The organism is Caballeronia sp. dw_19 (assembly GCF_018449515.1).
Lineage (GTDB): Bacteria > Pseudomonadota > Gammaproteobacteria > Burkholderiales > Burkholderiaceae > Caballeronia.
In genome coordinates, this window is sequence record NZ_JAAVUQ010000014.1 from 1 (window position 1) to 25,818 (window position 25,818).

The 25,818-nt window shown below is 58.0% G+C and carries 26 protein-coding genes; 11 read left to right on the plus strand and 15 right to left on the minus strand.

Annotated features, from left to right (window positions below):
• Positions 1-160 precede the first annotated feature (160 nt).
• Positions 161-1,051: a transcriptional regulator GcvA gene (gcvA, locus tag HB376_RS19450; protein WP_213765305.1), complete on the plus strand. Its 891-nt coding sequence runs from the start codon at positions 161-163 to the stop codon at positions 1,049-1,051.
• A gap of 147 nt (positions 1,052-1,198) precedes the next feature.
• Here the strand turns inward: gcvA and HB376_RS19455 are convergent, their stop codons facing one another.
• Positions 1,199-1,978: an alpha/beta hydrolase gene (locus HB376_RS19455; protein ID WP_213765306.1), complete on the minus strand. Its 780-nt coding sequence runs from the start codon at positions 1,976-1,978 to the stop codon at positions 1,199-1,201.
• 229 nt (positions 1,979-2,207) lie between these two features.
• Here HB376_RS19455 and HB376_RS19460 point away from each other — a divergent pair, with 229 nt between their 5' ends.
• Complete coding sequence (locus tag HB376_RS19460) at positions 2,208-3,491, plus strand: tetratricopeptide repeat-containing glycosyltransferase family protein (protein WP_213765307.1); 1,284 nt, start codon at positions 2,208-2,210, stop codon at positions 3,489-3,491.
• Between the two features lie 49 nt (positions 3,492-3,540).
• On the opposite strand, the gene HB376_RS19465 is transcribed toward HB376_RS19460, so the two are convergent.
• From HB376_RS19465 to HB376_RS19475, 3 genes are all read right to left on the minus strand, one after another.
• On the minus strand, positions 3,541-4,350 hold the full coding sequence (locus HB376_RS19465; protein WP_213765308.1) for a hypothetical protein: 810 nt from the start codon (positions 4,348-4,350) through the stop codon (positions 3,541-3,543).
• A 50-nt stretch (positions 4,351-4,400) separates the two neighbouring features.
• A complete protein-coding gene (locus HB376_RS19470; RefSeq protein ID WP_213765309.1) occupies positions 4,401-5,783 on the minus strand; it encodes a sigma-54 dependent transcriptional regulator in 1,383 nt (460 codons plus the stop codon).
• 417 nt (positions 5,784-6,200) lie between these two features.
• The gene (locus tag HB376_RS19475; protein WP_213765310.1) at positions 6,201-7,028 is read right to left on the minus strand and encodes an NAD(P)H-binding protein; all 828 of its coding nucleotides are present in this window, start codon (positions 7,026-7,028) and stop codon (positions 6,201-6,203) included.
• A 155-nt stretch (positions 7,029-7,183) separates the two neighbouring features.
• Between HB376_RS19475 and HB376_RS19480 the strand changes: the two genes are divergently transcribed.
• The 5 genes from HB376_RS19480 (at position 7,184) to HB376_RS19500 (ending at position 11,762) form a co-directional block, all read left to right on the plus strand.
• On the plus strand, positions 7,184-8,176 hold the full coding sequence (locus HB376_RS19480) for an AraC family transcriptional regulator (protein WP_213765311.1): 993 nt from the start codon (positions 7,184-7,186) through the stop codon (positions 8,174-8,176).
• A 196-nt stretch (positions 8,177-8,372) separates the two neighbouring features.
• Positions 8,373-8,786: a phasin family protein gene (locus HB376_RS19485; protein ID WP_213765312.1), complete on the plus strand. Its 414-nt coding sequence runs from the start codon at positions 8,373-8,375 to the stop codon at positions 8,784-8,786.
• A gap of 257 nt (positions 8,787-9,043) precedes the next feature.
• Complete coding sequence (locus tag HB376_RS19490; RefSeq protein ID WP_255631446.1) at positions 9,044-9,643, plus strand: carboxymuconolactone decarboxylase family protein; 600 nt, start codon at positions 9,044-9,046, stop codon at positions 9,641-9,643.
• A 234-nt stretch (positions 9,644-9,877) separates the two neighbouring features.
• The gene (locus HB376_RS19495; protein WP_213765313.1) at positions 9,878-10,729 is read left to right on the plus strand and encodes a helix-turn-helix transcriptional regulator; all 852 of its coding nucleotides are present in this window, start codon (positions 9,878-9,880) and stop codon (positions 10,727-10,729) included.
• Positions 10,730-10,784: 55 nt separating this feature from the next.
• Entirely contained in the window at positions 10,785-11,762 is a 978-nt protein-coding gene (locus HB376_RS19500) for an aldo/keto reductase (protein ID WP_213765314.1), read from the plus strand.
• Between the two features lie 200 nt (positions 11,763-11,962).
• Here HB376_RS19500 and HB376_RS19505 read toward each other — a convergent pair whose 3' ends face one another.
• The 5 genes from HB376_RS19505 to HB376_RS19525 form a co-directional block, all read right to left on the minus strand.
• On the minus strand, positions 11,963-12,508 hold the full coding sequence (locus tag HB376_RS19505; RefSeq protein WP_213765315.1) for a hypothetical protein: 546 nt from the start codon (positions 12,506-12,508) through the stop codon (positions 11,963-11,965).
• Between the two features lie 207 nt (positions 12,509-12,715).
• Positions 12,716-13,021 (minus strand): hypothetical protein, encoded by a 306-nt coding sequence (locus tag HB376_RS19510; protein WP_213765465.1) that lies wholly within the window; start codon positions 13,019-13,021, stop codon positions 12,716-12,718.
• Positions 12,912-13,178 (minus strand): hypothetical protein, encoded by a 267-nt coding sequence (locus HB376_RS19515; RefSeq protein ID WP_213765316.1) that lies wholly within the window; start codon positions 13,176-13,178, stop codon positions 12,912-12,914. The genes HB376_RS19510 and HB376_RS19515 overlap by 110 nt, the downstream gene beginning before the upstream one ends.
• Positions 13,175-13,351 (minus strand): hypothetical protein, encoded by a 177-nt coding sequence (locus HB376_RS19520; protein ID WP_213765317.1) that lies wholly within the window; start codon positions 13,349-13,351, stop codon positions 13,175-13,177. Before HB376_RS19520 ends, HB376_RS19515 begins: the two co-directional genes overlap by 4 nt.
• Before the next feature lie 62 nt (positions 13,352-13,413).
• The gene (locus tag HB376_RS19525; RefSeq protein ID WP_213765318.1) at positions 13,414-13,734 is read right to left on the minus strand and encodes a hypothetical protein; all 321 of its coding nucleotides are present in this window, start codon (positions 13,732-13,734) and stop codon (positions 13,414-13,416) included.
• Positions 13,735-14,196: 462 nt separating this feature from the next.
• On the opposite strand from HB376_RS19525, the gene HB376_RS19530 reads away from it, so the two are divergent.
• Together HB376_RS19530 and HB376_RS19535 are read left to right on the plus strand one after the other, a co-directional pair.
• Positions 14,197-14,433 carry a hypothetical protein gene (locus HB376_RS19530; RefSeq protein ID WP_213765319.1) on the plus strand — a complete coding sequence of 79 codons (237 nt, stop codon included), beginning with the start codon at positions 14,197-14,199 and terminating at the stop codon, positions 14,431-14,433.
• A gap of 149 nt (positions 14,434-14,582) precedes the next feature.
• Positions 14,583-15,491, plus strand: a complete 909-nt coding sequence (locus HB376_RS19535; RefSeq protein ID WP_213765320.1) for a cation diffusion facilitator family transporter — start codon at positions 14,583-14,585, stop codon at positions 15,489-15,491.
• A 77-nt stretch (positions 15,492-15,568) separates the two neighbouring features.
• On the opposite strand, the gene HB376_RS19540 is transcribed toward HB376_RS19535, so the two are convergent.
• The 3 genes from HB376_RS19540 to HB376_RS19555 form a co-directional block, all read right to left on the minus strand.
• Positions 15,569-15,970 carry a hypothetical protein gene (locus HB376_RS19540; RefSeq protein WP_213765321.1) on the minus strand — a complete coding sequence of 134 codons (402 nt, stop codon included), beginning with the start codon at positions 15,968-15,970 and terminating at the stop codon, positions 15,569-15,571.
• Positions 15,971-16,542: 572 nt separating this feature from the next.
• Complete coding sequence (locus HB376_RS19550) at positions 16,543-16,722, minus strand: hypothetical protein (RefSeq protein ID WP_213765323.1); 180 nt, start codon at positions 16,720-16,722, stop codon at positions 16,543-16,545.
• Complete coding sequence (locus HB376_RS19555) at positions 16,719-17,462, minus strand: HAD family phosphatase (protein WP_213765324.1); 744 nt, start codon at positions 17,460-17,462, stop codon at positions 16,719-16,721. Before HB376_RS19555 ends, HB376_RS19550 begins: the two co-directional genes overlap by 4 nt.
• A 440-nt stretch (positions 17,463-17,902) precedes the next feature.
• Between HB376_RS19555 and HB376_RS19560 the strand changes: the two genes are divergently transcribed.
• The gene (locus HB376_RS19560) at positions 17,903-18,562 is read left to right on the plus strand and encodes a BON domain-containing protein (protein ID WP_213765325.1); all 660 of its coding nucleotides are present in this window, start codon (positions 17,903-17,905) and stop codon (positions 18,560-18,562) included.
• Between the two features lie 108 nt (positions 18,563-18,670).
• Positions 18,671-19,444 carry a helix-turn-helix domain-containing protein gene (locus HB376_RS19565; RefSeq protein WP_213765326.1) on the plus strand — a complete coding sequence of 258 codons (774 nt, stop codon included), beginning with the start codon at positions 18,671-18,673 and terminating at the stop codon, positions 19,442-19,444.
• A gap of 78 nt (positions 19,445-19,522) precedes the next feature.
• On the opposite strand, the gene HB376_RS19570 is transcribed toward HB376_RS19565, so the two are convergent.
• The 3 genes from HB376_RS19570 to HB376_RS19585 form a co-directional block, all read right to left on the minus strand.
• Positions 19,523-22,735, minus strand: coding sequence for an HAD family hydrolase (locus HB376_RS19570; RefSeq protein ID WP_213765327.1), 3,213 nt, complete (start codon positions 22,733-22,735; stop codon positions 19,523-19,525).
• A 147-nt stretch (positions 22,736-22,882) separates the two neighbouring features.
• Positions 22,883-23,680, minus strand: coding sequence for a PRC-barrel domain-containing protein (locus tag HB376_RS19575; protein WP_213765328.1), 798 nt, complete (start codon positions 23,678-23,680; stop codon positions 22,883-22,885).
• Positions 23,681-24,537: 857 nt separating this feature from the next.
• Complete coding sequence (locus HB376_RS19585) at positions 24,538-25,521, minus strand: zinc-dependent alcohol dehydrogenase family protein (RefSeq protein ID WP_213765330.1); 984 nt, start codon at positions 25,519-25,521, stop codon at positions 24,538-24,540.
• Positions 25,522-25,818: the final 297 nt, after the last annotated feature.

Consider the following 25,818-nt stretch of genomic DNA (forward strand, 5'->3'; position numbering starts at 1 on the left):
CACCCCGCGCTATCCGCGTAAGACCTCCCTCCATATGGACGCGTGGGGAGCCTCGGGACAAAGCGATTGCGTCAGGAAGCTTTTCCGGCGAATATATCTCTCTTGATAACCAGTGACAACCCGGAAAATCTCGCACTTCATGTTAGCAAAACTGATCTGAATGCGGCATCCCTTACCTCCGCTCAATGCGCTACGTGCCTTCGAAGCTGCCGCGCGTCTGGGTAGCTTCAAGGCAGCCGCAACCGAATTACATGTGACTCACGGCGCCGTGAGCCAGCATGTTCGTCTGCTGGAAGAGTGGCTGGGCGCACCCCTGTTTGAGCGGCATAACCGGCGTGTAGTCCTGACGACGGCAGCCCGCGCCTACCTCGCTGAAATCGGGCCCGCATTCGAACAGGTCGCTTCCGCGACCGCAAGGTATGGCTACGTAGGCGGCGTATCGCCCCGCGTGCTGCGAGTGAACGGACCCGCCACGTTCGCGTTGCGTTGGCTAGTTCCAAGGCTCGCGGGTTTTCAGTCGCAGCATCCCGGCGTTGAGGTGAGCCTGGAGACGTCGAATGAGCCGGTGGAAGCCCTGCAAGACGCTTACGACATTATCATTCGCGGCGGCCCCGATACATTCTACGGTTATTCAATGCGCCCCTTCTTGTCAGAGGAACGTCTGCCCGTCTGCAGTCCCGCGTTGCTGGATCAACGGCCGCTCAAAACGCCGCGTGACCTGATCCATCACACGCTCCTGCATACATCAAGTCTGCCAAGGTTATGGAGCGACTGGCTCGCTCGAGCAGACGTCGCCGATCTCAAACCCGCCACGACGCTGACACTCGATCATTTTTATCTCACGCTGCAAGCCGCACTCGACGGCATAGGCGTGGCAATGGGACCAACCGCCCTGATAGCAGATGACCTGGCATGCGGCCGTCTTGTCGCGCCATTCGCCGGCCCCCTTCTTCCTGCACGCAGTTACTGTACTTATGTGCCGGAAGCTAAGGAAACGGACGCGCTTGTGGTCGCCTTCTGCTCGTGGTTGGAACAAGAAGCCAGTACTTAAGCGGTGCGTGGTAAAAACACCGAAAGCCAGCAGGGAATGGACCGATGAAAAATACGGCTACATCATTTTATAAGTATTACTATCTATATAAAATCTAACCAGCCCACGATCCATGCCCTGCACCGCCCTTCACTTTAGAAATGAAGCTTAGTCCTGCGCGTGCTCGGCAGCTTGTTCAATCAAGGCCGCCACTTCGTCGGGATGCGACTCATACACCGAGTGACTCGCGCCGGCAATCTCGACGGTATGGCTATGGGCACGGGCTGCATACATCCGTTCCAGGTCGGGATTGATAATCTTGTCGGATTTCGCGACCATGTACCAGCTAGGTTTCACCTTCCATGCCGGATCGGTCATAGGGGTTGCGAAGACCGTGGCCGACGTCGGCATCTGTGCCCGGGCTTCAAATTGGGCTTGCTTCAGCGGCAGGTCCGCGGCGAAGTCGCCCGGGTAGTTGGCCGGATCAAGGAATAGGAAACCATCCGGTGTTTTCACAAGCGGGTGCGCAGAGTTCGGAAACTTCTTGCCGTTGCCAACCTCGGTCTCACCGGTATCCAACGCATGAGCCGCGATGTAGACCAGACCGGCGACATGGGGATCGTTCCCGGCTGACGTGATGATCGCGCCGCCGTAACTATGGCCGACTAAAATGGCCGGTCCATCCTGACGATCGAGAATACGTTTTGTGGCGGTCACGTCTTCCGCAAACGACGTCAACGGTTCCTGGACCAGCGTCACGTTATAGCCATCCTTGGTCAGGATATCGTAGACAGGTCTCCAACCCGAGCCACCAACAAACGCACCGTGGACCAGCACGATGTTCTTGACAGGACCTTTAGCGGATTGAGTCTGTTGAGCCATGGCGCCAACTGAAATGAACGCACTGGCAATGATCGACAAAAGTAACGTAGCGCGACGGATTTTCATTTTTAATTCCTGGGAAGTTTGTGGTTTGCAATGGGACGAACACACCTACCCATCCCTCTATTCCCGTCGCAATGAAATATTTTTTAATTCGCCCCTTCGCACGCACGCGCTACGTTTTATCCGATGTGCTTGGTTGCCCCGCGCCCTCTGCACGGTTAGTATTTTGTAATCGCCGCCTGATACAAGAGCCGTAACGCTTGCCAACGTCTGCTGCGAACAAGACAGCCCCATGAATCGCAAAACCCTCGCCGACCGCGAACACACGGACCATCAGCTTATCGAGTCAGCATCGCGAGCCTGGCAACAGGGCGACCTGACGAAGGCAGAACACGCTTACCGCGGCGTGCTCGAAAGGGATGATTGCAATGGCCTGGCTCACAACAACCTGGCGAATCTCTTGCGGCAATGCGGGCGGTTCAGCGAAGCCGAAGCGCACTATGGTCGCGCGCTCGAACAGATGCCGGATTCCGCGGAGATCAGGAATAACCGCGCCGGTACACTCGAAAGACTTCATCACTATGAACAGGCGGAGATCGAATATCGCCGGGCGCTCGAACTGAAGCCGGATTTCGCCGAGGCCCGCTTCAATCTGGGGATGCTTCTTCTATCCGCCGGGCGTTATACGGAAGGCTGGCAATACTACGAAGCGCGATCGGAAGTGTTTGGAGAACACGGGCAGTTGCCTTTCCCTCAATGGAACGGCGAGGATCTGAAAGGCAAGACACTGCTGCTCTTGCCGGAGCAAGGATACGGCGACACCATACAGTTCGTTCGCTATGTGCCGCTGCTTAAAGCGCGAGGCGCGGCAAAGATATCGGTGATCTGCAAACCGGTACTCGCGCCCCTTCTGCGCACGGTGGAAGGTATCGACGCACTGGTGACGGACCCTCAGGCGCTTCACGTTCACGATTACTGGGCTTCGCTGATGAGCCTGCCCTGGCGCACGGGCACGACAGTCGAGTCGATCCCGGCGAAGATTCCCTATGTCGGTGTATTCACCAACCGTCTGGAGATGTGGCGAGCACGCTTACCCGGCGACGGCTTGCGCGTGGGGCTGGTTTGGAAAGGTAATGCCGGGCACGACAACGATGCACAACGGTCGTTGAGCCATTTTTCCAATCTGGCGCCGCTGTGGTCCGTCAATGGAATTCGCTTTATCAGCCTGCAAGTGGGCGATGCCGAAACGCAGGCCGACGAATGCAAAATGGCGCAACCCGCTCTTTGCCTGGGACGGGAGATTCGCGATTTCGGCGATACCGCAGCCATTGTCGCGCAACTCAATCTTGTCATCTGCGTCGATACAGCGATCGCTCACGTGGCCGGCGCGTTGGGCGTTGCGTGCTGGTTGATGTTGCCACAGACAGGAGTCGACTGGCGCTGGCACCGGACGGGGACCGGGTCACCCTGGTACCCCAACGATATGTATCTGTTTCGCCAGCGTCAGGCGGGTTGGCCGGCCTTGATCGACGAGGTGAAAGACGCTCTGGCCGACATCATGCGAAGCGCTCGTTAGCCACACGCTTGGCGCTTGATCTATCGCATCCGCTGAACGCTGCCAAGCGCTATTCATCGTGAGCCTTGCCGGTTTCCTTCGCCGCCCGCGCAACCAGATGTTTTGCTTCCCAGCTCGATGCATCGATCGCGGACGCTTGCGTCGCACTGTCGGCAACGCATTGCCAGTCACCAAGCGCACGGCAATGCCACGCGTGGTGCAGCAATGCATCGCGTGCATGTTCGCGGCTGGCGAGTTCGGTGCGCATCTGTTCTAACTGATTGCTGTCTTCACTGCTTACCCATATCCCGGCGAGACGCTGGCGCGCCGCCGCCAGATTCCCGCCCTGCAGCGCGTGATAGAACGCGCTGATATCGGACTGCGGTGTTCGCGCGGTTTCATCGCTGGCATGCTGGCGACCATTCAATAGCGATGGTTGCGTCGGCAGAACGCTATTGCCCTGTGTCGTCACCGGTCCGCTTTGGACGAGCGGCCCTGTTGCCGTCAAGTGTGTCTCATCGGCTTGCGGGTTAAAACCGAAGCCCGCGAGATAGGGTTCGGTCAATGCATAAGCAATCAGCGCACCGGCACCCATCGCGCACGCAAACGCAATTCGTGCCGTGCGCCGCCTGCTTGCCCGATCGGAAAGAAGTGCGGTTTCCGCTAGCCCCGGATACGTGCCCCGTGAACGCGTGCGACGCGATACGCCGCGCGAACTACCTTTCTTCGCGTTCGAAGGGGAAGAAAAATTCGCCAGCCGCTGCATGATGGTTGGCGTTTTGCCGCATCGACTGCATTGTTGCCCACTACCGGAATACGTGTTTCCGCATCGATCGCAGGTGGTCCATGCAATGTGATCAACTGATCCAAGCACGCGCATAGGATTCTCCATCACTTACATTCAGGGTTCATCGGCTGCCTCAGGAAGCTTTACTCGTAGTCGCTCGGATCGGTCGAATCGTGTGCTTCGTCAATGGCTGCACGCGTGGGTATTCCCAGCTCCTGCATCAACCGGTGCAGATGCACACGCGAAATGCCAAGGCTGCGGGCGGCGTCGACAACCCGGCCTTTGTGCACGAAGAGCGCGACCTCTATCGCCCTTCTGTCCGCTGACGCCCGTGCTTCCCGAAGCGAGTCCGGCGCGAGCGCGACATGCTCCGCCAGTTCAAGGTCGTGAGCGGTGATGAACTTGCCTTCGGACAAAACGATCGCGCGGCGGACACGATTGATCAGTTCCCGGACGTTCCCGGGCCAGCCGTAGTTATGCAACGCTGCAATTGCGTCCGGAGCGAAGCCATGTATCCTGCGCGCGCGTTCACCTTTAAACCGTTCAAGTGCGTGCGTCGCAAGCGCGGTGATGTCTTTGCCTCTCACGCGAAGAGGCGGCTCCCTCACCTGAAGCACGCAAAGCCGGAAGAAAAGGTCTGCCCTGAACCTGCCCTCCTCCACGGCAGCTTGCATGTCCTGGTGCGTTGCCGTGATCACCCGTACGTTCACGTCGATAGACTCAAGGCCACCCAGGCGTTCGATCCTGCGTTCCTGGATAAAGCGCAACAACGCGGCCTGACTCTCATGCGGCAGGTCGCCGATTTCGTCGAGGAACAACGTTCCGCCATGCGCCTGCTCGACTCGCCCTATCTTGCGCTGCGTGGCACCTGTGAACGCTCCGCGTTCGTAGCCGAACAATTCCGAATGCAGGAGATCCGGTGGAACGGCGCCGCAGTTTACCGCCACGAAGGGCATATCACGGCGTGCCGATCGCGCATGAATCATCTGCGCGGTCAACTCCTTGCCGGTTCCTGACTCGCCTGAAATGAACACTGTTGCATCGGTCGCGGCCACCTTTCGAATGGCCCAATGAAGTTCCAGCATGGCCTCGGAAGAACCTAGCATGCCGCTGCTTGTCGCATCGTCAAGATCCGGCGGTTCCACCTCGGAACGAAGAACCTCCATACCAATGGCCTGCCCAACTACATTCACGATCCGCTCATGCGATGTCGGCAGCGTTACAAAGTCGAAGCAATGTGCCGCAATGACGTCTCGAACGGCCGTCCACTTTCGCGTCTCTTGCGACACCAGCGCAACCCATGCAACCAGTACGGATCGCGAGAGTTGTTCGACCCTTGCAATCCGGCCCTCGTGGACACCGTCTGTTAAATCGAGCAGCCCGGCCATGGGCGCACGCGCCAGCTTCGCCGCCGTGTTAGCACCCATGGCCGGTACGACAAGCCACGCGCGCTCACTGAGGCGCCTTAGAAGTGATTCATTTGGTTTACCTCCAATATATAGAAGCGTGCGATGTGCGCTGTCCATGTCGTAGGCGATTCTCTGGTAGACCCTTCTTTACATGTTTAGTCTCGATGGCTTTCAACACTCACCATCGATTGGCGGACATTTATCATCTGGATCGGTTATGGACGAAAAGAGAGAACCCATAGCAACGCGCGTGCCCTGTAGCAAAGCGCGTGCGCGCTGGCAGGTAACAATTTGATCCACCGGATTTGTCGTCTTGTTGCCATCCTAGCGGGGCGAATTCACGACAGGTGAAACCAAAAGTTAAGTTGCGTTTCCGTCGATGAGAAAACGTCGCTATATGTAACCAGAGCACCTGGGCATTAGATGAGCGTTAGACACGATGTAGACGCGGGCATCATCACGCCCATGAAGGTGTTGGGGAATTGTTCTAACGGGTTTTCGCTCGCACCGGCGGACGGGACGAGTCAATTAACCTTACCCATTACCCCAGATTCCCGTTGCCGCCGTTTCTCGCACGTAGTCGCTGAAATCGCGCGGAGCGCGTCCGAGCGCGCGGATGATACCGTCCGTCACGGAGGCGTTTCGGCCGTCGAGTACATCCGTGAAGAGATAGCAGATGAGCTCGACAATTTGCGCCGGAAGCCGGGCTTCTTCAAGCGCAGCGGCGTACTCCGTCATGGACACCCGCGTGAAGCGGATCGGCCGCCCGGATGCTTGCGCAATCTGCGCGATCGCTTCAGCGAACGTCACCAGGCGCGGACCCGTGAGTTCGTAAAGTTGCCCTGCATGACCCTCCTGCGTCAGCGCGGCTATCGCAACATCGGCTATATCCTCAACATCGACAAATGGCTCGCCAATATCCGCGACGGGCAATGCGAACTCGCCGTCGCGTATCGGCTCCAAAAAATGCGCCTCGCTGAAGTTCTGCGCGAACCAACTCGCGCGCAGCAACGTCCACTCGACGCCGGAACTGCGCACGATGTCTTCACAGCGTTGCGCTTCCGGCTCGCCCCGCCCGGAGAGCAGCACAAGGCGCCGCACGCCGCTTGACACCGCCAGGTCGGTGAATGACTGGATCGCGTTCGTTGCGCCAGCGACCGATAGATCGGGGTAGTAGCAAACGTACACGGCCTTGACGCCCTCGAGGACTGGCACCCACGTTGAGGGATCATTCCAGTCAAAGGGCCGCGTGGCGGACCGGGAACCGTGCCGCACGGGCAGATTGCGAGCCGCAAGACGCTCCGCTATCCGACGACCGGTCTTGCCTGTGCTTCCGAGCACCAGGATAGGTTCTGTATTCATGGATCACTCCTCCAGATAAACGCCGCATCGTGCGGTAACCGTGAATCCAGAGTAATGTCATAAAGTGCGACGAACAATGGCATTACGTCTCGGTTTCATGCTCATTCGTCCATTGGAATGGACGTGCCGATATCCCGCTGAATGACACTAATCCCATGATCGACCTGCCCGCACCCGAAGATCCGCTCGGCGAAGCGCTGCACTTCCTGCGCATGAGCGGCACCTTTTATTGCCGGTCCGAGTTCACCGCGCCTTGGGCCCTGGAACTGCCGGCGTTCGAGCAATGCCTGATGTTTCATGTCGTCACGGCAGGAGAGTGCCTGCTGGAAGTGGACGGTATCGAACCTCGCCTGCTGCGTCCCGGGCACCTCGCCCTTGTTCCCCACGGTGCGGGGCATCGCCTGATGAGCGGCGCGGGCGTCCCGGCGGGAAAACTCTTCGACCTGCCGCGCGACGCAATCAGCAACCGGTACGAAGTTCTCCGCCACGGAGAAGGCGGCGCGGCCACGACCATGATCTGTGCCGTCGTCCGTTTCGATCACCCGGCGGCGCATCAACTGATTCGTCTGTTGCCGCCGCTGATTTGCGTCGACACGTGGAAATCGCCGGAAACGGAATGGATCCAGAGCACGCTGCGATTCATCGCAGCGGAGGCGCAGCACCAGAACCCCGGAGGGGAAACGATCATCACGCGGCTCGCCGACATTCTCGTGATCCAGGCTATCCGGTCCTGGATCGCCAACGACCGCCAGGCACAGACGGGATGGCTCGGCGCAATGCGCGACAAGCAGATCGGGCGAGCTATCGCGATGATTCATCGTGATCCCGTGAGCAACTGGACGGTGGCGTCGCTGGCAAACGCTGTCGGCATGTCACGCTCGGCGTTCTCCGCGCGCTTCACGCAACTCGTCGGCGAACCGGCCATGCATTACGCCGCGCGATGGAAAATGCAGGCGGCGCTCACGCGGCTGCGAGAGACGGATTCATCGCTGGCAGAATTGGCAAACGCCCTCGGATACGACTCCGAAGCCGCCTTCAGCCGGGCATTCAAGCGAATCATGGGTCTTTCGCCCGGGGCGGCGCGACGCACTGCGCGAAACGGCGCCGCGCTTGCGGTGCATGACGCCATGAACCTTGCAATAGGCTAAGACCGTGCCGAATAGTGCCTGCCGCATGATCCTTTCTGACAGTCAGATAAGCCGAGACTGTCGTCCTGTGCGCGTTTTCCCTTGGATTCAGTAAAGATCGTTAGCCTGTACTATCGAAAGAGCGTTGGGCGCCACCCTCCACGCCTGAGGAGCGCTGACGTTTCCGCGAACGTGAACATATCTTAGGGAGAGGCACATGACGAAGCCCGAGTACAGCGACCCGTTCAGTCAGTTTTCCGCGATGTTCCAGCAGTACAAACTTCCGGGATTCGACGTACAGGCAATTCTGGATGCGCGCAGAAAAGACGTCGAAGCCCTGGCGGCCGCGAACCGCGTTGCATTCGGCGGCATGGAAGCCCTTCGAGATAAACAGATCGAGATCCTGCGCCGGGCCCTCAATGACTTCCAGGGTATCGCGCAGCAGTTTGCCACCTCTCCGGCCAAAGCATCGTCGAATCCGACCGAAGTCGTTCAAAAGGCGCTGCATCAGGCGCTCGCCGATATGCAGGAAATCGCTCAGAAAACGCAGCAGGCTCAGACCGAAGCGTATGCGATTGTGACGAAGCGAATTGAAGAGGCCGCCAAGGAATTGAAGTCGTCGCTGGAGTAACCTAAGGAGTAGCTCAAGCGAGGCGCCAAGCCGGGCCCAACCGGGAACGTGACCGCCGTTCCCGGTTTTCTTCACTCTATCCGCTTCATTCAAGCTTCATTCAAGCTTCATTCCCCCCTTCGAAAGGAACTCCGCGCTGCCGGCCAACCGCGGACGTAGAGCCGTCTTTATTACATCCGAGGTAATTGAACATATTCGTGCGATCGCTAAGATGGCAGTCATCTGCTTGCGGTATCAGCGTTGAAAAAAAGCATCGCATGGAGATACGCACAGAGTCTCGTTCAACCAATGGAAAGGAGTTAGGAATGCATAGCTTTACACTTCACACGATCGAATCGGCGCCGGAAAAATCCAAACCGACATTGCATGCGCTGGAACAGAAGTTCGGCTTTTTGCCAAACGTGATGGCAACCATGGCGGGGAACCCCGTTCTCCTCAACGGGTTCGCCGGCAGCTTCGGAAGCTTTCACGGAGGAAGCCTCGACGAGTGCGAGAAGCAGGTTCTGCTGCTCACAAACGCGGTCACGATCAAGTGCCCCTGGACCGTTGCGGCTCACTCCACGTTCGCCCTTGAGGACGGCATGAGGGAGTCCGACGTCAAGGCAATCCGCGAGGGAAGACTGCCGGACGACCCGAAATACGCGGCGTTGTCGCGCATGACCAAAGCCCTGATCGAAAAGCGAGGAAATGTGGCCGATGAAGATATCGAAAGGTTTACTTCCGCTGGATATTCGCCGCTTCAGATTTTCGAGGTAATCACCAGCATTGGTGTGTCCACCATGGCCGCCACTACGACAAACATGGCCGGTACGCCTGTCGAAGAGCGCTTTAAGGCTCAGGCATGGACACCTGCCTGACGAGAGGACCGTCACTGAGCGGAAACGATCGCGCAGGGTTCGGTTCGCACCGAACCCTGCGCGATTGCTGTAATTGCCGCAACCGCCGGCACGACCGGGTGCCGGCCTGTCGATTTGGCGAGTTAAGAGTATTCTTGTCTGCTGGATCGAGAGAGCGCGAACGTTGGCGATAGCCTTATGCCCCCGCGGTCGATCACGACTCTTCACCTGAACCCTGTTGCGAACGAGAGACCAATGAATTCTGCGCGCCTCAACACCAGGCCGCCTGCCAACGAACTCGGTTTGCTGCTGCGCCAATGGCGCGATATGCGCGGCAGAAGTCAGTTTGAGTTATCTCTTGATGCGGGCGTGTCGCAACGGCACATCAGCTTTATCGAAAGCGGGCGCAGCGTTCCGAGCCGTCAGATGCTAATGGATATTGCCCAGGCGCTGGACATTCCTCTTCGTGAACGCAATACATTATTACTGGCAGCCGGCTACGCTCCCATCTATCAGGAAAGCGGGTGGGACGCGCTCGAAATGCAGAGTGTGACCAGTGCGCTAGGGCGCATTTTGCGTCAGCATGAACCTTTTCCCGCGGTGGTAATGGACCGCTATTGGAACGTGCTCATGACCAATGACTCTGCGCCACGGTTCTTCAATTGCTTCATCAACCTGTCTGCGCGCAAGAGCCCTCGTAACATGCTGCATCTCATGTTCGATCCTGCAGGCATGCGCCCGTTTATTGCCAATTGGGAAGACGTTGCGAAAAGCCTGATCCAGCGTGTTTATCGTGAATCCGTTGGACGCGTTGTCGACGAAAAAACCCAGGAATTACTCGCTGCGCTGCTCGCCTACCCCGACGTGCAGACCGGGTGGAAATCCCTTCGGTCCCTGAGCGGATCCGCCTCTACGCCCACCCTGCCCGTCATCCCCATCAGCTTCGTCAAAGATGACGAAGTGCTGAGTTATTTTTCCATGGTCACTACTGTTGGAACCCCGCAGACCGTCGCCGCGCAGGAATTGCGTATTGAATGTATGTTTCCGGCAGACGATCTCACAGAAACTCACCACGTCGCAATGCTTGGCAAGGTTGCAGCGGAGTAACGAAAGAATTACGTTCGCCATGCAAGACCCACTCGTTCATAGGAAGATATCTGCGATGAATTATCGAAAATTCGGTTCAACTGGCCTCGATGTTTCGCCACTCTGTCTCGGCTGCATGACCTATGGCACGCCCGATCGCGGCAATCACGCCTGGACACTCGACGAGGACAAAAGCCGTCCGCTGATCAAGCAGGCGCTGGATGCCGGCATCAATTTCTTCGATACCGCCAATGCCTATTCCGATGGAACATCGGAGGAAATTGTTGGCCGTGCGCTCAAGGAATTCGCCCACCGCGATGAGATCGTGATCGCCACCAAGGTCTTCAACCGCATGCGTCCCGGGCCAAACGGCGCGGGATTGTCACGCAAGGCGATCTTCGCTGAAATCGACAACAGCCTGCGGCGCCTGGGCACCGATTACGTCGACCTGTATCAGATACATAGATGGGATAACACCGTGCCTATCGAGGAAACGCTTGAAGCACTGCACGACGTCGTCAAGATGGGGAAGGCGCGGTATATCGGCGCCTCGTCCATGCATGCATGGCAGTTTTATAAGGCGCTTCATGTGTCGCGGGAGCACGGCTGGGTCGAGTTCGTCAGCATGCAGAATCACGTGAACTTGCTGTACCGCGAGGAGGAGCGCGAGATGTTGCCGCTATGCGCCGATCAGGGCAAGGCCGTGATTCCGTGGAGCCCGCTCGCGCGCGGTCGACTCACGCGCGACTGGAACGAAACCACCGAGCGGCAAAACACGGACAATTACGGCGAAACCCTCTATAAAGCGACACTCGACGCCGATCGTAAAGTGATCGACGCGGTAGCAAGCGTCGCAGCTGCGCGAGGGGTATCGCGTGCCGTCGTGGCGCTGGCATGGGTCGCGCAGAAGAGCCCGATAACGGCACCGATCATTGGTGCATCGAAACCGAATCATCTGACCGACGCCGTCGCGGCATTGTCGCTGACGTTGACGACAGATGAGATTGCGGCGCTGGAAGCGCCGTATGTGCCGCATCGGGTCGCGGGGATCTGAAACGCGGCATGGGCATGGGCACGGCCGGGTAGCGCTTGCAGGCCGGCCCGTGCCATGCGGGACTGAAGGTCAAGTTCGCGACGAACGATTGATCATAAGGAGACCGCATGTTTTCGGGCAACCTGCCCCTCCCAATACGCCGGCGGCCGTGATCTTCAATCTCTCGCTTTGGTGAACCCGGGCCGCAGCGGGCAACCCATTTATTGCGGATAAACGCTCACGAGAAACTCTCCAAACGTATCGAATACCGGCCTGTTTTCGAGCACTACGTCGACTGTGGGCAATTCTGCATTTTCCTCTTCGACGACCATAAAGCAGAACTCGGGCGCCGCTGACGACAGCGCTGACCGGGCATCGGCCAGGTTCCGCTCTGCGTCGAGAAGCAAGCTGGCCTCTTCCGCAGCCAAGGGCCGTCCAGACGAAGGCGGACCTTTACGAATCATATGCACCGTCAGCTTTGCCTCGTTGAGCAACGCAGGGGGCACCAGGTGGAACTCGCAAAGCGAAAGCGTCCCCCGTGTCTCCGCAATCTCCAGCAAAAATTGCACGCCTTCATAACTCGCTGTGTATCGTTTCGCCTCGCCCGCCGCCGTGAACCCGCTTTTCGTAAAGTGATTCTTGAATTCGGTGACCGCCGTGCTTTTAGCCTGGACGACGGCTGCGTTCAACCGCTCGGCGAACTGCCTTTGCAACGGCCCGACCTGAGCCTTCAATTTTGCGATTTCTTTAACGGTTCGAAGATCCATCATTTTTCTCTGTGGGTTGCCAGGCGGGTGTGCCGTTCTGGCGAAAGGCCATTGGCACCGGATGCGGTTGCACCCGTTGCGTCAGGCCGGAAGTTCGACGTATCAGATACGCAAAACAGACTCATTCCATAAATTACGTAATGTACTCTTTGATCCCGAGAGAGATGGTCTTGACGTATTTGAGCGGCCAGAGCCTCCTTCGAATCATCAGGCGGGAGTCAGCGAAACCGCACTCGCGACCCGTGGCATCTCGATCTCGACGCTGTGCTCGCGCCCATCGTCGATCAGGTGTATCTCTGCGTTGGCTTGCGACACGTCATCGAGAACGACACGCTGCACGCCATCCCTCGCGGACTGGTTGACCGATATGCGATCGAGCGTCTTGCCGAAGCAGTAGCTCAACTCAAACAACTCCCAGCTGGCCGGCAGCAGCGGCGTGACGCTCAAGCGGTCGCCCCTGACGTGCAGCCCAAGCACGCCGATACCATTCGCCATCCCAGCCATGCGCTTCAAGGTCGGTTCGCAGCACGGCCTCGTGGTCCTGGCAACGGCTTGCGAAGCCGGTATCGTTGTGAGCCCGTGCCGTTTCGGCGAATCTGAGCATTGCGTCGTAGAGGAAGAAGCCAAGCCACACGCCTTCATCGCAGCCCTGCGTCCCCACGCGGTTCATGCCGTCATCCAGTCGCCGCAGCCGATCAGCGGCAGCCCATGCGCGCCCTGTGTCGGACCGTGTTCGATCGCTCGCACGCAATGTTCGTAGAAAGCTACGGCGAACTGACGCGCCGTGCGCTCGGTGTTTACCGGCGCACGGCGCGCATCGCCACGGGGTCTGGCGGAGACCAAGCAGGGGTTCTCCAGCAGGTTCCCCCTGTATGAACAGAAGCCCGATGAAACGGGGCGGCTATTTAGTCGAATGGACGGAAGAACACGTCCCGCCGGGTTGGATCGGAGACAAACTTAAACAACGACATTCCGGCAGGTTTGGCTCGCAGGTCGCCATTTATGGCGGTGTGCACGGCCGTAAAGGTCTGCGCGACAGCATCGCTCAGACCGTTTGTACCGGCGAGGATAGGCGCCCGAGCACAATAATCCCGGACAAACGTATTTCCCGATGCTTGCAACAGTGAGACCATGACTTCGAAGTCATTGCCGTGTATGCGATGGCTTAAAAGCAATTTCCCTTCCCCGTGCCCAGCTAGCAACTCTTCAACGATCTGGCGATTCATTTCTACTGACTTCTCCTTTGGCCGTCATACAGCGACGCTGCAAGACCGGCACCCGCGACTGATACTGACGCAGTAGGTGCCTTCTTTAGGGGAACACAAATCGGGCGAACAAAGGCAATTCTTTTTAAGGACTTTATTCTTGCGCTAGTCACGTGTTAGTCATGGGAGTGCCAAAACGCGCCGGTTTTCGCATTTCAGAGGCACTTTAAGTACGAAAAAACGAAAAACAATGCGAATGAGCCGATCAAGAGGCGCTCTTGGCAAGTGTCTGCGCGGACCCGCTTTTTTGCCCGGTGCGCCAGACATGTGGGCCTGTATCAAACCTGAGTGACGCTGCGAGCTCTCCTGGCCAGAAATGGAAATTTCGCTTGTTGAACCCTTGTGCGCGCTCGTTGCAAGCTCTTGATAGAATTGATTCCGTCAATGGTTGTTTAACGATTGATCACACCATTGGAGTTCAAGTTGGCAACGTACGAAGTCGATTTTTTCTATAGTTCGGCCGAAGCGCCGGAAACTTACAACCAGCACATGACTCACCACACGGTCTCCGGCGTGCCGGATTATCTTCTGGGTGAAGCCGCAGTGGCGCATATTACTGCCCGCTTGCTGCATGACAACCCTACCTTCAGGCGGATCCGCAATCTGAGAATCCTGAACACAGGCGTTGCGCCGAATTCAAGCAAGCCGACCGGCCAGTGACTCAAGTGGCTCAGTCAAGTGACCCACTCAAGCGGCTCAATCAAACGCTAAAACACGCTCCCTCACCTGCACACTGACCAAGCCGCGCATTTTTAACGCTTGCATGCGACTGTCGTAGCATGATGGCTTACGAAGCGAGACGTGTGCCCATGTCCGAAAACCTGTCGAATCAAAAGCTGCGCCGGTTCGCCTCGATCGTGGCGCTCGCGGTCGCCCTCGCCCTGGTCGGTGTAAAGGCCTGGGCATGGCTTGCGACGGGCTCAATCTCGTTACTCACATCCGCAGCCGATGGTCTGGTTGATGTCGTCGCGTCTCTCGTCACCTTTGTGGGCGTCCGGTATGCGGGGCGCCCTGTCGACCGGGGGCATCGCTATGGACATGGCAAAGCGGAAGCCGTGGCCGCGCTCGTGCAAGCGTTGTTGCTCACGGGCGCGGCCGTGGGACTTGGGATTGAATCGGTCGAGCGCCTGTTTGTCCCGCAACCGCTCACCGACATGGGCTTCGGCTTGTGGGTGATCATTGCCAGCCTGGTTGCTGCAAGCGGGCTCATCGCATTGCAAACATACGTTGTCAAACGAACGGGGTCGACGGCCATCGCTGCAGACCGGGCGCACTACGTCACCGACGTCGCGGTGAATATTGCAGTGCTGGCCGCGCTGGCACTTGAACGGTTCCTTGCGTGGAACCGGGCCGACGCAGTAGGCGCGCTGGCCATATCCTGCTACATGCTATGGAATGCACGGGACATGGCCCTGCAAGCGTTGAACCAGTTACTCGATCGGGAACTCGATACGTCTGACCGGGAGCGGGTCCGGTCCGCTGTGCTCGGTTGCGAAGGTGTTCGGGGCGTTCATGACATCCGGACCCGAAATGGCGGAGACCGGGTGTTCGTGGAATTCCACGTGGAAGTGGACGGCGCAATGTCGGTTGAACAGGGTCACAGCATTGGCGACCACGCGGAGGACGCCGTGAGATCGATATTCCAGGCAGCAGATGTGGTTGCGCATCTGGAACCCGCCGGTATCGATGATCGGCGCCTGGACGATTTGATCAAGTGATCCAGCGAACAGTGCGCGACGTGAGACGTCAACCCGCGATCCGCGACCCATTGCAGTACGCTCTCGCCTTCCAGGTACTACTCAGGGGCTGTTCCCTTCCCTGGGGCAGCGCCAGCAGCAAATTGTCGAAACTCCCTTTCTGCGCTCATGATCAAAGCGGCGCATGGGACATACATCCATGCGGGATCCCCGTTGGTCGTGTACATCCCCCGGCACAGGCCTTTGACGCGAATCGTCGAGCTGCCGATGCCGTCGCCTATCGGGGTACGCGACGCCCATAAATAAAGAACACCTGATTCATGCGGCTCCGCTGTTTCAATGACGGTTTTGTTCGATCGAGTAATGTTCGTCACCGAGTGCTGCGTAACGAATTCCAGCGTCCTTTGCCACATCGCGTCGCATGCCGCCTGCCCCACGCAGTCTATTGATGCGTCATCGCGAGCCTCATCTAAAGCAATCTCGTAACGATGACTGTCCATGGGTGATCCGCTCATCGTGCAAGCTTCGAGACTCGCGACTGCCATCACCGATAAAAGTCTTCGTTTCATAGTCTTCCCGGGCATTGTCGAGCCAATCGTTAAACGCCAGGTCTCAAATCTTCGTAGCAGATACCGCTGAATCCATTCATTGGTTTACGCCTGTTGAGCCGGGTCGCTTGAAACAGCGACTCGTCCTGATCAAGTCCAGTTCAAGAACGGAACCGGCACCGGTGACGATGGTCTGCCGATAAGCCGGCGGCTCCGGCAGCAACATGGTTAGCGCTGTTATGTTCGAGCCAGGAGTCGCAGGAGTTGATACGGCCGCATTTCAATAAGCAGTTCAAAATAATCAGCCACGCATTTTTTAGAACGAGGCGTATTTCTCTTTCGGTTCCAATTCCAGTGCGAGGCGCGAAATCCCGTTCGATTAGAAACCGCTCACTCTTTTCATTGCATCACGCACTGGCACCTGAGCGTTGATCTGTATCAACTTTGTCGGGTGTTTGCCGTCTTGCGGCAGGAAGATCATCGACTATTGGAATTCATTGCGACCGAAAGTGCCCGCACACAGCTTAGCTCGAAGGCATTATATGCTCGGGCAAAAGCCCCGTGTCCGGCACATCAAGGGCGACGTTGAGCGTGATCTCTCCTTCGCGCAGCGGATCGTATCCGGCTTCCTGGATGACCCAGTTGACCCAGTCGCAGTCGTCCGTTGAAGTCAACACGCCCGCGAGGGTTGCAGCGGCGGTCATGGCGCGCGCCGGCAAAGCCGCCCACGCGCAAGTTCCTCAATGGAAACCTCGTCGAGGCTGGTCACAACCAGGCTTGCCCCCGCAGCCCGGAGCGAGGCTGCATCATGAAGCCGGGCAACGCCTAGCCCCGTCATTCCACCGGCGCACGCGGCTTCGATACCCGCTGGCGAATCCTCCACCACGAAGCAGTTTCCAGGTGCGGCCGGCAAATCCGCAGCGGCCAGGAGGAAGATTTCCGGGTTTGGCTTGCCTTGCTTTAAATCCCGGCCGCAGACATTCGATGCAAAGACATCGAGGAGGTTATGGTCCGCGTCCAGTCGAACGCGCTTCATCATCTCGTTGGCGTTCTTCGACGACGACGCAACGGACATGGGCCACCCTAACGCCATGACGGCCCGAACGAAGCGCAATGCATCGGGGAACGCCTTCACTGCCCCGGCGTGTATCAGTTCCTCCAGTCGTCTTTGCTTGCGCTCAGCGTAGCCTGCGGCCTGCTGATCAGCATCGGGCCGCCCCAGCGCCTGCAAGGCCGCGAGAGCGCCGGCGAAGCGAGGTTTGCCAGCGACCTGGGACTGGTACATTGCCGTAGTGAAGCGAGCTTCATCGGCCGGGTCTCCCAGCGCTTCACGCCACGCGCGCTCATGAGGCGAGGCAAGCAGGACCCCATCTACGTCAAAGATTCCCGCCGATAAAATCCGGGGCCTTGGTGAGGCGGAGATCGGCTGTGTGGTATGGGTCATGCTCGAACCATGCCGAAGGCGCACGTGGCGGAATCCGATGCGTTTTCAGCGCCAACCGTATCGTGACTAACATACCGAGTTGAACGCATATCCAAGCTCCATAAGATCGGCTCAAAAGTCCCAGTATCCGACGTAAACGCCAACGAAGGCAGATTCGGAAAATACTCAGAGCGAGTCAATCGCCTTCGGAAAAATAGCGATGGAAAAAATCTGTGCGTCCGGGCAATCACCGCCATCGACAGACGCACATCGCGCACATCAAGCTGAGTAGTTTCCGAGTCTATCGGACCCGCTTTCAACCTCCTATCATCGGAAGCATCAAGATCAAACCATCTATCGTTGCGCAAGGGCCTGCCCGGAAGAGCGTGTCCGCCGGCAGGACGCGCGTCTCGCTTGCCGTTCTCCTTGCGCACCTATTGCTTGCTCATCCCGGAGACATCATGGCAGTCATTTATAACGACAGCGAATTGCAACAGGCCGTTCTTTCCGAGCTTGCCTGGGAACCCAGCGTGATCGCTGCACATATTGGTGTCACGGCGATCGCGGGCATCGTGACGTTGATGGGACATGTAGAAACATTCGCGGAAAAACATGCTGCCGAGGCCGCTGCCCTAAGTGTCAAGGGAGTCGAGGCGGTGGTGGATAATGTCGAGGTGCGGCTTGCCTTCGATGCAAAGCGCAGCGACGACGACATAGCAGCGGCAATCGTGAATCGGCTGGCATGGGATGTCTCGGTTCCGCGAGACACGGTTGGGGTGAAGGTGGAGGACGGCTGGATCACGCTCAGCGGGAAAGTGGACTGGCACTTCCAGAGAGAGGCTGCCGTTCAGGATGTTCGACGGCTACTCGGCGTAACCGGCGTGACGAACCAGATTACGCTCAGGGCCCCCATCAACGTCTTACAGGTGCGCGGCGACCTCATGCACGCGCTGAATCGTTCGTGGTCCGACGCACGCAACATTACGGTAACGGCAAACGGCGCAACAGTGCGACTGACCGGGACCGTGCGCACACCGCATGACCGGGATCTGGCAGTCGCAATCGCCTGGTCCGCTCCCGGCGCATCCGCCGTGGAGAATGACCTGACCATTGCACTGTGAAGAAGTCGCCGGCTGCATGCGAACCGGGAATATCGTGTAAAAATATATCGTATTCCTAACTGTATAGAAATTTCTTGCGGATATTCTATCCGGGATCAGGAGCCGATCATGCTTGCCGTTCAACTCAACCCCGCCACACATCCCATACCGGCCGCACCGGCCGCGTCGGGCCAGCAGTCCCGCAGCCAATCAGCCGCTTTTCCGCACTACCTGCCGAGCCGCATCGACCACGCGGCTCCGGTAGCGAAAGGCGCTACTCTGCTGGATCTCACGCGTTTGCAATCGATCCTATGCACGACGCGCAAGGTCAAGCGCGGGAGTGCACTGTACCGTACGCATGATCCATTCGATAGTATCTATACGGTGCGCACCGGTTGCTTCAAGACTGTTATCACTCACCGCGACGGCAAGGAACAGGTAACCGGATTTCAGTTCATGGGGGAGGTGCTTGGCCTTGACGGCCTCTGCACCGAGCGCCACAACTGCGACGCAATTGCGCTCGAAGACAGCGAAGTATCGGTCATCCGTTTTGCGCTTCTGGCTTCGCTGTGTCACCAGGTCAGTTCAATCCAGCACCACTTTTACAGCGTGCTGAGCGGCGAAATTGTCCGGGAGTCCGCTCACATGATGATGCTTGGAACAATGTCCGCGGAACAGCGCGTAGCAGCGTTTCTTCTCGACCTGTCGGACCGGATGAAGGCGCGAGGGTACTCGCCGGTCGACTTTAACCTCCGCATGACGCGGGAAGAAATGGGCAACTACATGGGAATCAAACTGGAAACGGTGAGCCGGATGTTCTCGAAGTTGAAAAAGCAAGGTCTCGTCGATACCCACGGCAAGCAGATTAGAATCGTCAACCGTCTCGGTCTGTCACGCGTATAGCACCTTACCGGATACGAGATTCCGCCGGCCGGGTTTGCGTGAGCCGGAAACTGCGAGCGGGCTTTTCCATCTGGAAGCTCAATGGGCCGCCTCCTCCGTTGCACAGTCCGTTGCCGCTGCGGTCAATGGAAACTCCCGCGTCGTGCCGCTTTGCAGCTCATACTTTTCTTCGCCAACGAGCAGAGCGATAGGGGCAGCAACGCTGGTATGGACATGCAGCGTCAGCGTCTCGTGGTCGAGCCTTAGATCGATCGAGTGCCCCCGGTAGCGAATGCGCAACTCCAGGTACTCAATATCAAGCGGCAATTGCGGTTTGAACCGCAAGAGGTCATCCTTGATCTCGATACCGGTCCAGACGCGTTGCACGATATCGACCGTTCCAGCCATTGCCCCGAGGTGAACGCCCTCGGCGGTGGTGCCATCCTGGATGTCACCCACGTCGCTTTGCAGCGCCTGAGCGAAGAATTGCATGGATCGCGGCCGATCCGATCTCGCGAGCACCCACGCGTTGACGACCCGGCTCAACGTAGAGCCATCCGATGACCGGTCCGTATAGTAGTCGACGTTCCGCGGAATAGTGGTGCCCGGAAACGGGTAGCCAAGGCGCAGGAATAGTTCAGTGAGCTCTTCGGCGGAAAACAGGTAGAACAGCATCAGCGTATCAGGCTGTTTCGAAAGCTTGTAGCCATTGGCGCTGTCACCCTCGCCTTCAAGAATCAGGTCGAGCCGTTGAATATTCGAATAACGAACACGGTAGGCATCCCAGTCGAGTTCGCGTAATTTTTCATAGCCCTCAAACTGGCTGATGATCCCTTCATCATGAAATGGAATGAGCATTTTCCGGCTGATGTCGTCCCAGCGGTCTATTTCGCTGGCCGTCAAGTCAAGGTCGATCATCAGCTCGGCGCGCAGCATCTCGGGCAACAGGTCGAGCACGTCCCGGGCTCGGCGCAGCACCCATACCGCCATGACGTTCGTGTAGGCATTGTTGTTGACGCCGGGCGCCGTGGACCCAGGATAACCATCGTGGAACTCGTCCGGTCCAAGCACGCCGTGGATCTCGAAACGCCCACGCGCCGGGTTGAACTTCGCGATGCTCGACCAGAACCTGGCAATGTCGAGGATCAATTCCGCACCGTATGCATACAGGAATTCGACGTCGTGCGTCACCTGAAAGTATTGCCAGACGTTATACGCAATTGCACTGCCTACATGACGCTGCAAGTAAGAGTTGTCAGGCACCCAATGCTGTGAGCGCGGGTTGAGATTGAAAGCCTGGGTTTCCTCGCTGCCATCGCTTCCGCTCTGCCAGGGGAACATGGCGCCCGCATAGCCAGCCGCGGAGGCAGCCGCGCGAGCCTCCCCAAGGCGTCGGTAGCGATACATCAACAGCGACCGCGTGATTTCCGGCAAGCGATAGTTGAAGAACGGAAAAATGAATAACTCGTCCCAAAAGATATGCCCCTGGTACCCCTCTCCGGTCCAACCCCTCGCCGGTACGCCTATATCAAGGCCGATGGAATTCGGCGACACGGCCTGCAAAAGATGAAACATGTTCAAGCGCAACAACATGGACACGTTCAACTTGAAGCTTGGGTCCGCCGGCTCAATGCGCACGTCGAAACGCCGCCACAGGTGCTTCCACGTGAACGCGTGACCGGCCGCGAGTTCATCGAAAGATCCTGCTCTCGCAATCGCCTTGCGCGCTTCAAATCCGCACTCCGAAATAGCCGGGTCGCGCGACGAATAGAGCGCGGCAATTTTATTGACGACAAGCGACTCGCCCAGGGCCAGATCCATGCAAAATTCCTGGCCAATGTACCCCGGCTCTTCGATCACTCGCCGTGGCAGGTCCAACACCTTGCCGTGGTGCACCGCCCGAGTACGCGACGCTTGAGTCACATTCACATGCGACTGACTCGTGCGTATGGTCATGGCGATGCCATCCATCCCGACGACTTCCGCCGTTAGCGGTTCGATATGCTTGTTGCTGAAATTGCGGTATAGCTTGGCACCGCTGTTGACAACGCGTGCGTCGATGGCCGAGCGCACGGTGACCGGCGCCGACCAATCGTGGGCGGTCAGCGTGAGCTCCAGCGCTCCCAGATGCATATTCCGCATTGAGATAAAGCGACGCTCGTCAAGCGTGCTCCTGCGCCCTTTGGCGTCCTCGAATGATATCGATCGCAAGAGCATGCCGCGACGAAGATCAAGCTCCTGACGGTAGGACAAGAGTGTCACAGCTCGTATGTCGAACCAGTCTTCTGCACCAATGCGAAACTTGAGTTCCAGCCAGTTGGGGAGATTAACGAGGTCTTCGTTTTCAACCACTCTTCCGGCAATGTCGGTGTGCAAACGGTTATACCCGCACGCGAGGTAGGTCCCGGGATAATGCACGTCGTCGGCCATGCTCCATGGCGCGGCCGCACGAGTCGCGAAGTAACCGTTGCCCAAGGTACACAAGGTTTCCCTGACGCCTTCATGAGCGGGCTCGAAACCCGTGAATACCAATGACCATTCGGGAGGAGGCGCAGCCGTTGCCTGAACCTGGGACGAGTCAGTGACAACGACGTCAGCACCCGCGTCGCGCAGCTCCTGCGTGCGCCCACCTCGATCAACGCCGATGACGCACCCGAACCGGGCAGCATGACCAGCATTTATTCCTTCGATCCACTGACTGACTACGGCCACTCTTGAAATGTCTGCGCCGAGGCGTCGCACTGCATCTCGCCAGGGATCTGGTTCCGGCGTGGAATTCGGGGCGCCGCCATCAGCTTCCAGGCAGTCCACCTGCACGTCGAAAAGCTCAGTAATACCCGCCGCTTCCAGCACTGCCGAGCAATTGCCGGCAAAGGATACGACGGCTGTCCTGATACTCAGCGCGCGCAGTTTGCGCACCAACTCGATAGAGGCGTCGTAAAGCTCGACGCCGTCTGCTTTCAAATTCTGACGGAAGTAATGGCTTTCCAGCGGACCCAATGAGCGCATGCTTTGGACCTCGGGTCCGTCATCCGATGAGCCGATCGGCAAATGGATCTCGTGCGCCTCAAGGAACCCCGCAATGCCGTCTTCTTGTGACTTGCCCTCCACATAGCGCGCGTAGTCCGAATCAATGTCAAAGGGAATGGACGGCACACCCGCATGGACCTCCTGCTGCGCAAGCACGTCCTCCAGCACCTGCTTCCACGCACAAGCATGCAAGTGTGCTGTCTTTGCCAGTACACCATCCAGATCGAACAGGACGGCGTCGTAATCCCGCGGCGACAGCGTGACGACCGGATAGGAAATCATACGGATCCGATGACGCAAATCGCCGACGGTCCCAGCGATTTCACCGAACCTGCTCCCTGAAACGAATGATCGCTCAACATTTTCACGAGATCGAGTCTCATCCGTCGTTCGCAGGAAGTCATGTCAGGCGTCGCGTCAAGGGTCACCTCACCGCGAAGCACTGTTGCCCTTGGTCCAGTATCCGTCTTTGCTATGAAACGTGTGCAGCGCTGTTTCGTAGGTACGGCTCAGCGGCACCAGATCGTCGTAGTCCGGGCACTTCTTGATCGCTTCACGTGTGAGGTCGGTGACAATGCTGGATCCGAACCAATCGACAGAGTCAACCCACTCAGTCGCCAAAAGCACGGTCTTTCCTCCGGGCCACCAGTTTCGAGTGTCCACTGTCAGATAGCGAATGATCCATGACTCGTCATCGAAGATAAAACCTGACACGTGACCTATGCTCCCGTCACGCGCCTCGATGTGGTAACCCGTCACAGCCTCGGTACTTCGCAGATGCACATCCTTCGATAGCGCGTCGGCCTCAAGTTCATCCGGCTCGAATGGCTCCGGTTGGATACCCGGGCCAATCTGCATTGGACCGAGCACCGGGAAACCACCCATGCCCCACGAGTCGCGCCCGCCCCAGTACTCCGGATAGCCGTAGTAGCGGAGATAGTCCTGCTCATGCCGGCGAGACACGGGTTGATGCGTATTGATGCCCGGACTGTTCTTCACCTGCTCGCGCGTCAGATCCACCGACACGCTGCCCGCGCCCGGGTCGGTATGTTTGACGGAATAGGGTGAAATCAATACGCGATGACCCTTGAGCCAGGTTCCCGTATCGACAACGAGATATCGGACACCCCATGCCTCGTCATCAAAATAGACTTCATCGACACTACCCAACACGCCATCGCTTGCAGCGACCTCGCTACCTTTAAGACTTTCTATGCTTCTCAACATGTTCAATACTCCCCATATTTAGAGCTGGCAACAAGCCTGGTCCAGGTTGCCGAAACGATCAGACTAAGCTTCGCGCGTCCCCGACACTTCGTGGATCGTCTACCGCCGAGCCTCGATGATCTTCAGGCAACAGTAATCTTCCAGGGCCGGCAGGACACTTTTTCTAGGTCGTCTTCCGGAGATGCGGCTGCAGCCAAAGATCGAGCTGTCCCGCGGTCATCGCGCCGCAGTGGCGTTCTATCTCTCTTCCATTCCTGAGGAGCACAAGCGTGGGGACGCATTCAATTCCGTAGCGTTGAGCGAGCGATGTTTCCTGGTCCGTTTCCACTCTCGCGAACAATGCCCGCCCGGCGAGCTTACGCGCGCCGGCGAAAAAATGGGGCGACATCGTCTTCGATACGCTGCACCATCGCGCCCAGAAATGAATGACGACAGGCAGGTCGGACGCATCAACATATTGATCGAACGTGGCCGCGGTGAGTGAAATCGGTCCACCGCCGGAGGATCGTTTGTGGACTGCGATTTGTGCAGGGGCACCCACGATCGATTGGGTTGAAAACCCTTTCGGAACGGGGCTATTTCCATAAAGCCTGTTCATATTCCACTCCGCAATTCATCATTACGACGGCTCGCCCCTGGTCGCTCGCACTCGGGCAGCGTTCCCGGGTTGATGTCAGTTCGTGCTAACAACAATATTCCGAACACGCACGTTTGGCTTGCGTCAGATCAAGGTCACTTGCGGTTAATTTATTCGACTAATGCGCTCTCGCAGGCTTAGGACCTTATTAGCCAAGGCGGTTTCAAGGGTCAAATTGAGCTGAGTAGTACCCGCCGTTTAATGTCTTGAGACACTCCGCTCAGGGGACGAGAACCGCGGCGCCTTCAAAGCGGCCTGCGCGTAGATCGGCTAGTGCCTGGTTAGCCTCTTGCAATCGATATCGAGTGGTCTTGGTGACAATGCCGATCTGTGGCGCCAGACGCAGGAAATCGATCCCGTCCTGGCGCGTCAGGTTGGCAACCGATAGCAACTGCCGCTCTTCCCATAGCAAGCTATAGGGGAACGCGGGAATGTCGCTCATATGAATGCCCGCGCACACCACGCGTCCGCCTTTGCGGACGGCTTTCAAGGCGCACGGCACCAGGCCGCCTATGGGTGCAAAGATGATGGCAGCGTCGAGCGCTTGTGGCGGCGTTTCGTCCGATCCACCCGCCCAGATTGCGCCAAGGCTACGGGCGAAGTCTTGTGTCGCCAGGTCTCCGGGACGCGTGAAAGCAAAAATCGAGCGGCCCTGCCATTTAGCGACCTGGGCCAGAATGTGCGCAGCCGCCCCGAAGCCGTAAAGGCCCAGGTTCTTGCCGTCGCCCGCGATGGTCAACGAGCGCCAGCCAATGAGTCCCGCACAGAGCAAAGGGGCAATCGACTCGTCGGTGCCGGACTCGCCGAGTGGAAACGCAAAGCGCGAGTCTGCAATCGTCGCGGTGGCAAAACCGCCGTCGCGCGTGTACCCGGTGAATAACGGCTGATCGCACAGGTTCTCCCGGTGCGCGGCGCAGAACGAGCAAACGCCACAGGTGTGACCCAACCACGGAATACCAACCCTCTCACCCAGTTGCAGACCTTCGACGTCTACCCCGAGAGCATCGATGCGGCCAACAATCTCGTGGCCGGGAATGATGGGAACCTGTGGATGCGCCAGCTCACCGTCGACAACATGAAGGTCCGTGCGGCAAACACCGCACGCGCCGACCTTCACGCGAATCTGGTTCGGACCAGGTTCGCGGTCGGCGAGCTCGGTCCATTCAAGCGCACCACCAATCTTGTTCAGCACCATTGCATGCATCGATCTCTCCGTTTGCATGACCTTGAGCAACGTGGCCTAGTTGCATGTTTGACGGCTATTTAAAGCCTGAGGCTGGCAATGCGCAGCACTTAACGACTCGTGAAATCCAGCACCAGCGGCTTCAATTGTTCTCAGGGAGATTTGATAATCATCTACGTTATTCTAATGATTAAATCCAGGCACCCTGATTTCCGGCTCAGGTCAGCCACACCGCGTATTCTGCGCAGGCGCCCCCCCGGAGCGTCGCTCGACGCCATTGAAAATGCGCGGATAGCGCTAAGCGCACCGCTTTTAAGC

Excerpts from the sequence above, each read along its gene's own strand:
- HB376_RS19525 (WP_213765318.1), bottom strand. The coding sequence starts at position 13,734 with ATGAATCGCCAGATCGTTGAAGAGTTGCTAGCTGGGCACGGGGAAGGG.
- HB376_RS19555 (WP_213765324.1), bottom strand. The coding sequence starts at position 17,462 with ATGACCCATACCACACAGCCGATCTCCGCCTCACCAAGGCCCCGGATT.
- HB376_RS19460 (WP_213765307.1), top strand. The coding sequence starts at position 2,208 with ATGAATCGCAAAACCCTCGCCGACCGCGAACACACGGACCATCAGCTT.
- HB376_RS19500 (WP_213765314.1), top strand. The coding sequence starts at position 10,785 with ATGAATTATCGAAAATTCGGTTCAACTGGCCTCGATGTTTCGCCACTC.
- HB376_RS19570 (WP_213765327.1), bottom strand. The coding sequence starts at position 22,735 with ATGATTTCCTATCCGGTCGTCACGCTGTCGCCGCGGGATTACGACGCC.
- HB376_RS19575 (WP_213765328.1), bottom strand. The coding sequence starts at position 23,680 with ATGTTGAGAAGCATAGAAAGTCTTAAAGGTAGCGAGGTCGCTGCAAGC.
- HB376_RS19485 (WP_213765312.1), top strand. The coding sequence starts at position 8,373 with ATGACGAAGCCCGAGTACAGCGACCCGTTCAGTCAGTTTTCCGCGATG.
- HB376_RS19455 (WP_213765306.1), bottom strand. The coding sequence starts at position 1,978 with ATGAAAATCCGTCGCGCTACGTTACTTTTGTCGATCATTGCCAGTGCG.
- gcvA (WP_213765305.1), top strand. The coding sequence starts at position 161 with ATGCGGCATCCCTTACCTCCGCTCAATGCGCTACGTGCCTTCGAAGCT.
- HB376_RS19540 (WP_213765321.1), bottom strand. The coding sequence starts at position 15,970 with ATGGACAGTCATCGTTACGAGATTGCTTTAGATGAGGCTCGCGATGAC.
- HB376_RS19565 (WP_213765326.1), top strand. The coding sequence starts at position 18,671 with ATGCTTGCCGTTCAACTCAACCCCGCCACACATCCCATACCGGCCGCA.
- HB376_RS19490 (WP_255631446.1), top strand. The coding sequence starts at position 9,044 with ATGGAGATACGCACAGAGTCTCGTTCAACCAATGGAAAGGAGTTAGGA.
- HB376_RS19480 (WP_213765311.1), top strand. The coding sequence starts at position 7,184 with ATGATCGACCTGCCCGCACCCGAAGATCCGCTCGGCGAAGCGCTGCAC.
- HB376_RS19535 (WP_213765320.1), top strand. The coding sequence starts at position 14,583 with ATGTCCGAAAACCTGTCGAATCAAAAGCTGCGCCGGTTCGCCTCGATC.
- HB376_RS19585 (WP_213765330.1), bottom strand. The coding sequence starts at position 25,521 with ATGCATGCAATGGTGCTGAACAAGATTGGTGGTGCGCTTGAATGGACC.
- HB376_RS19560 (WP_213765325.1), top strand. The coding sequence starts at position 17,903 with ATGGCAGTCATTTATAACGACAGCGAATTGCAACAGGCCGTTCTTTCC.
- HB376_RS19495 (WP_213765313.1), top strand. The coding sequence starts at position 9,878 with ATGAATTCTGCGCGCCTCAACACCAGGCCGCCTGCCAACGAACTCGGT.
- HB376_RS19475 (WP_213765310.1), bottom strand. The coding sequence starts at position 7,028 with ATGAATACAGAACCTATCCTGGTGCTCGGAAGCACAGGCAAGACCGGT.
- HB376_RS19470 (WP_213765309.1), bottom strand. The coding sequence starts at position 5,783 with ATGGACAGCGCACATCGCACGCTTCTATATATTGGAGGTAAACCAAAT.
- HB376_RS19550 (WP_213765323.1), bottom strand. The coding sequence starts at position 16,722 with ATGACCGCCGCTGCAACCCTCGCGGGCGTGTTGACTTCAACGGACGAC.
- HB376_RS19465 (WP_213765308.1), bottom strand. The coding sequence starts at position 4,350 with ATGCGCGTGCTTGGATCAGTTGATCACATTGCATGGACCACCTGCGAT.
- HB376_RS19515 (WP_213765316.1), bottom strand. The coding sequence starts at position 13,178 with ATGAACCGCGTGGGGACGCAGGGCTGCGATGAAGGCGTGTGGCTTGGC.
- HB376_RS19505 (WP_213765315.1), bottom strand. The coding sequence starts at position 12,508 with ATGGATCTTCGAACCGTTAAAGAAATCGCAAAATTGAAGGCTCAGGTC.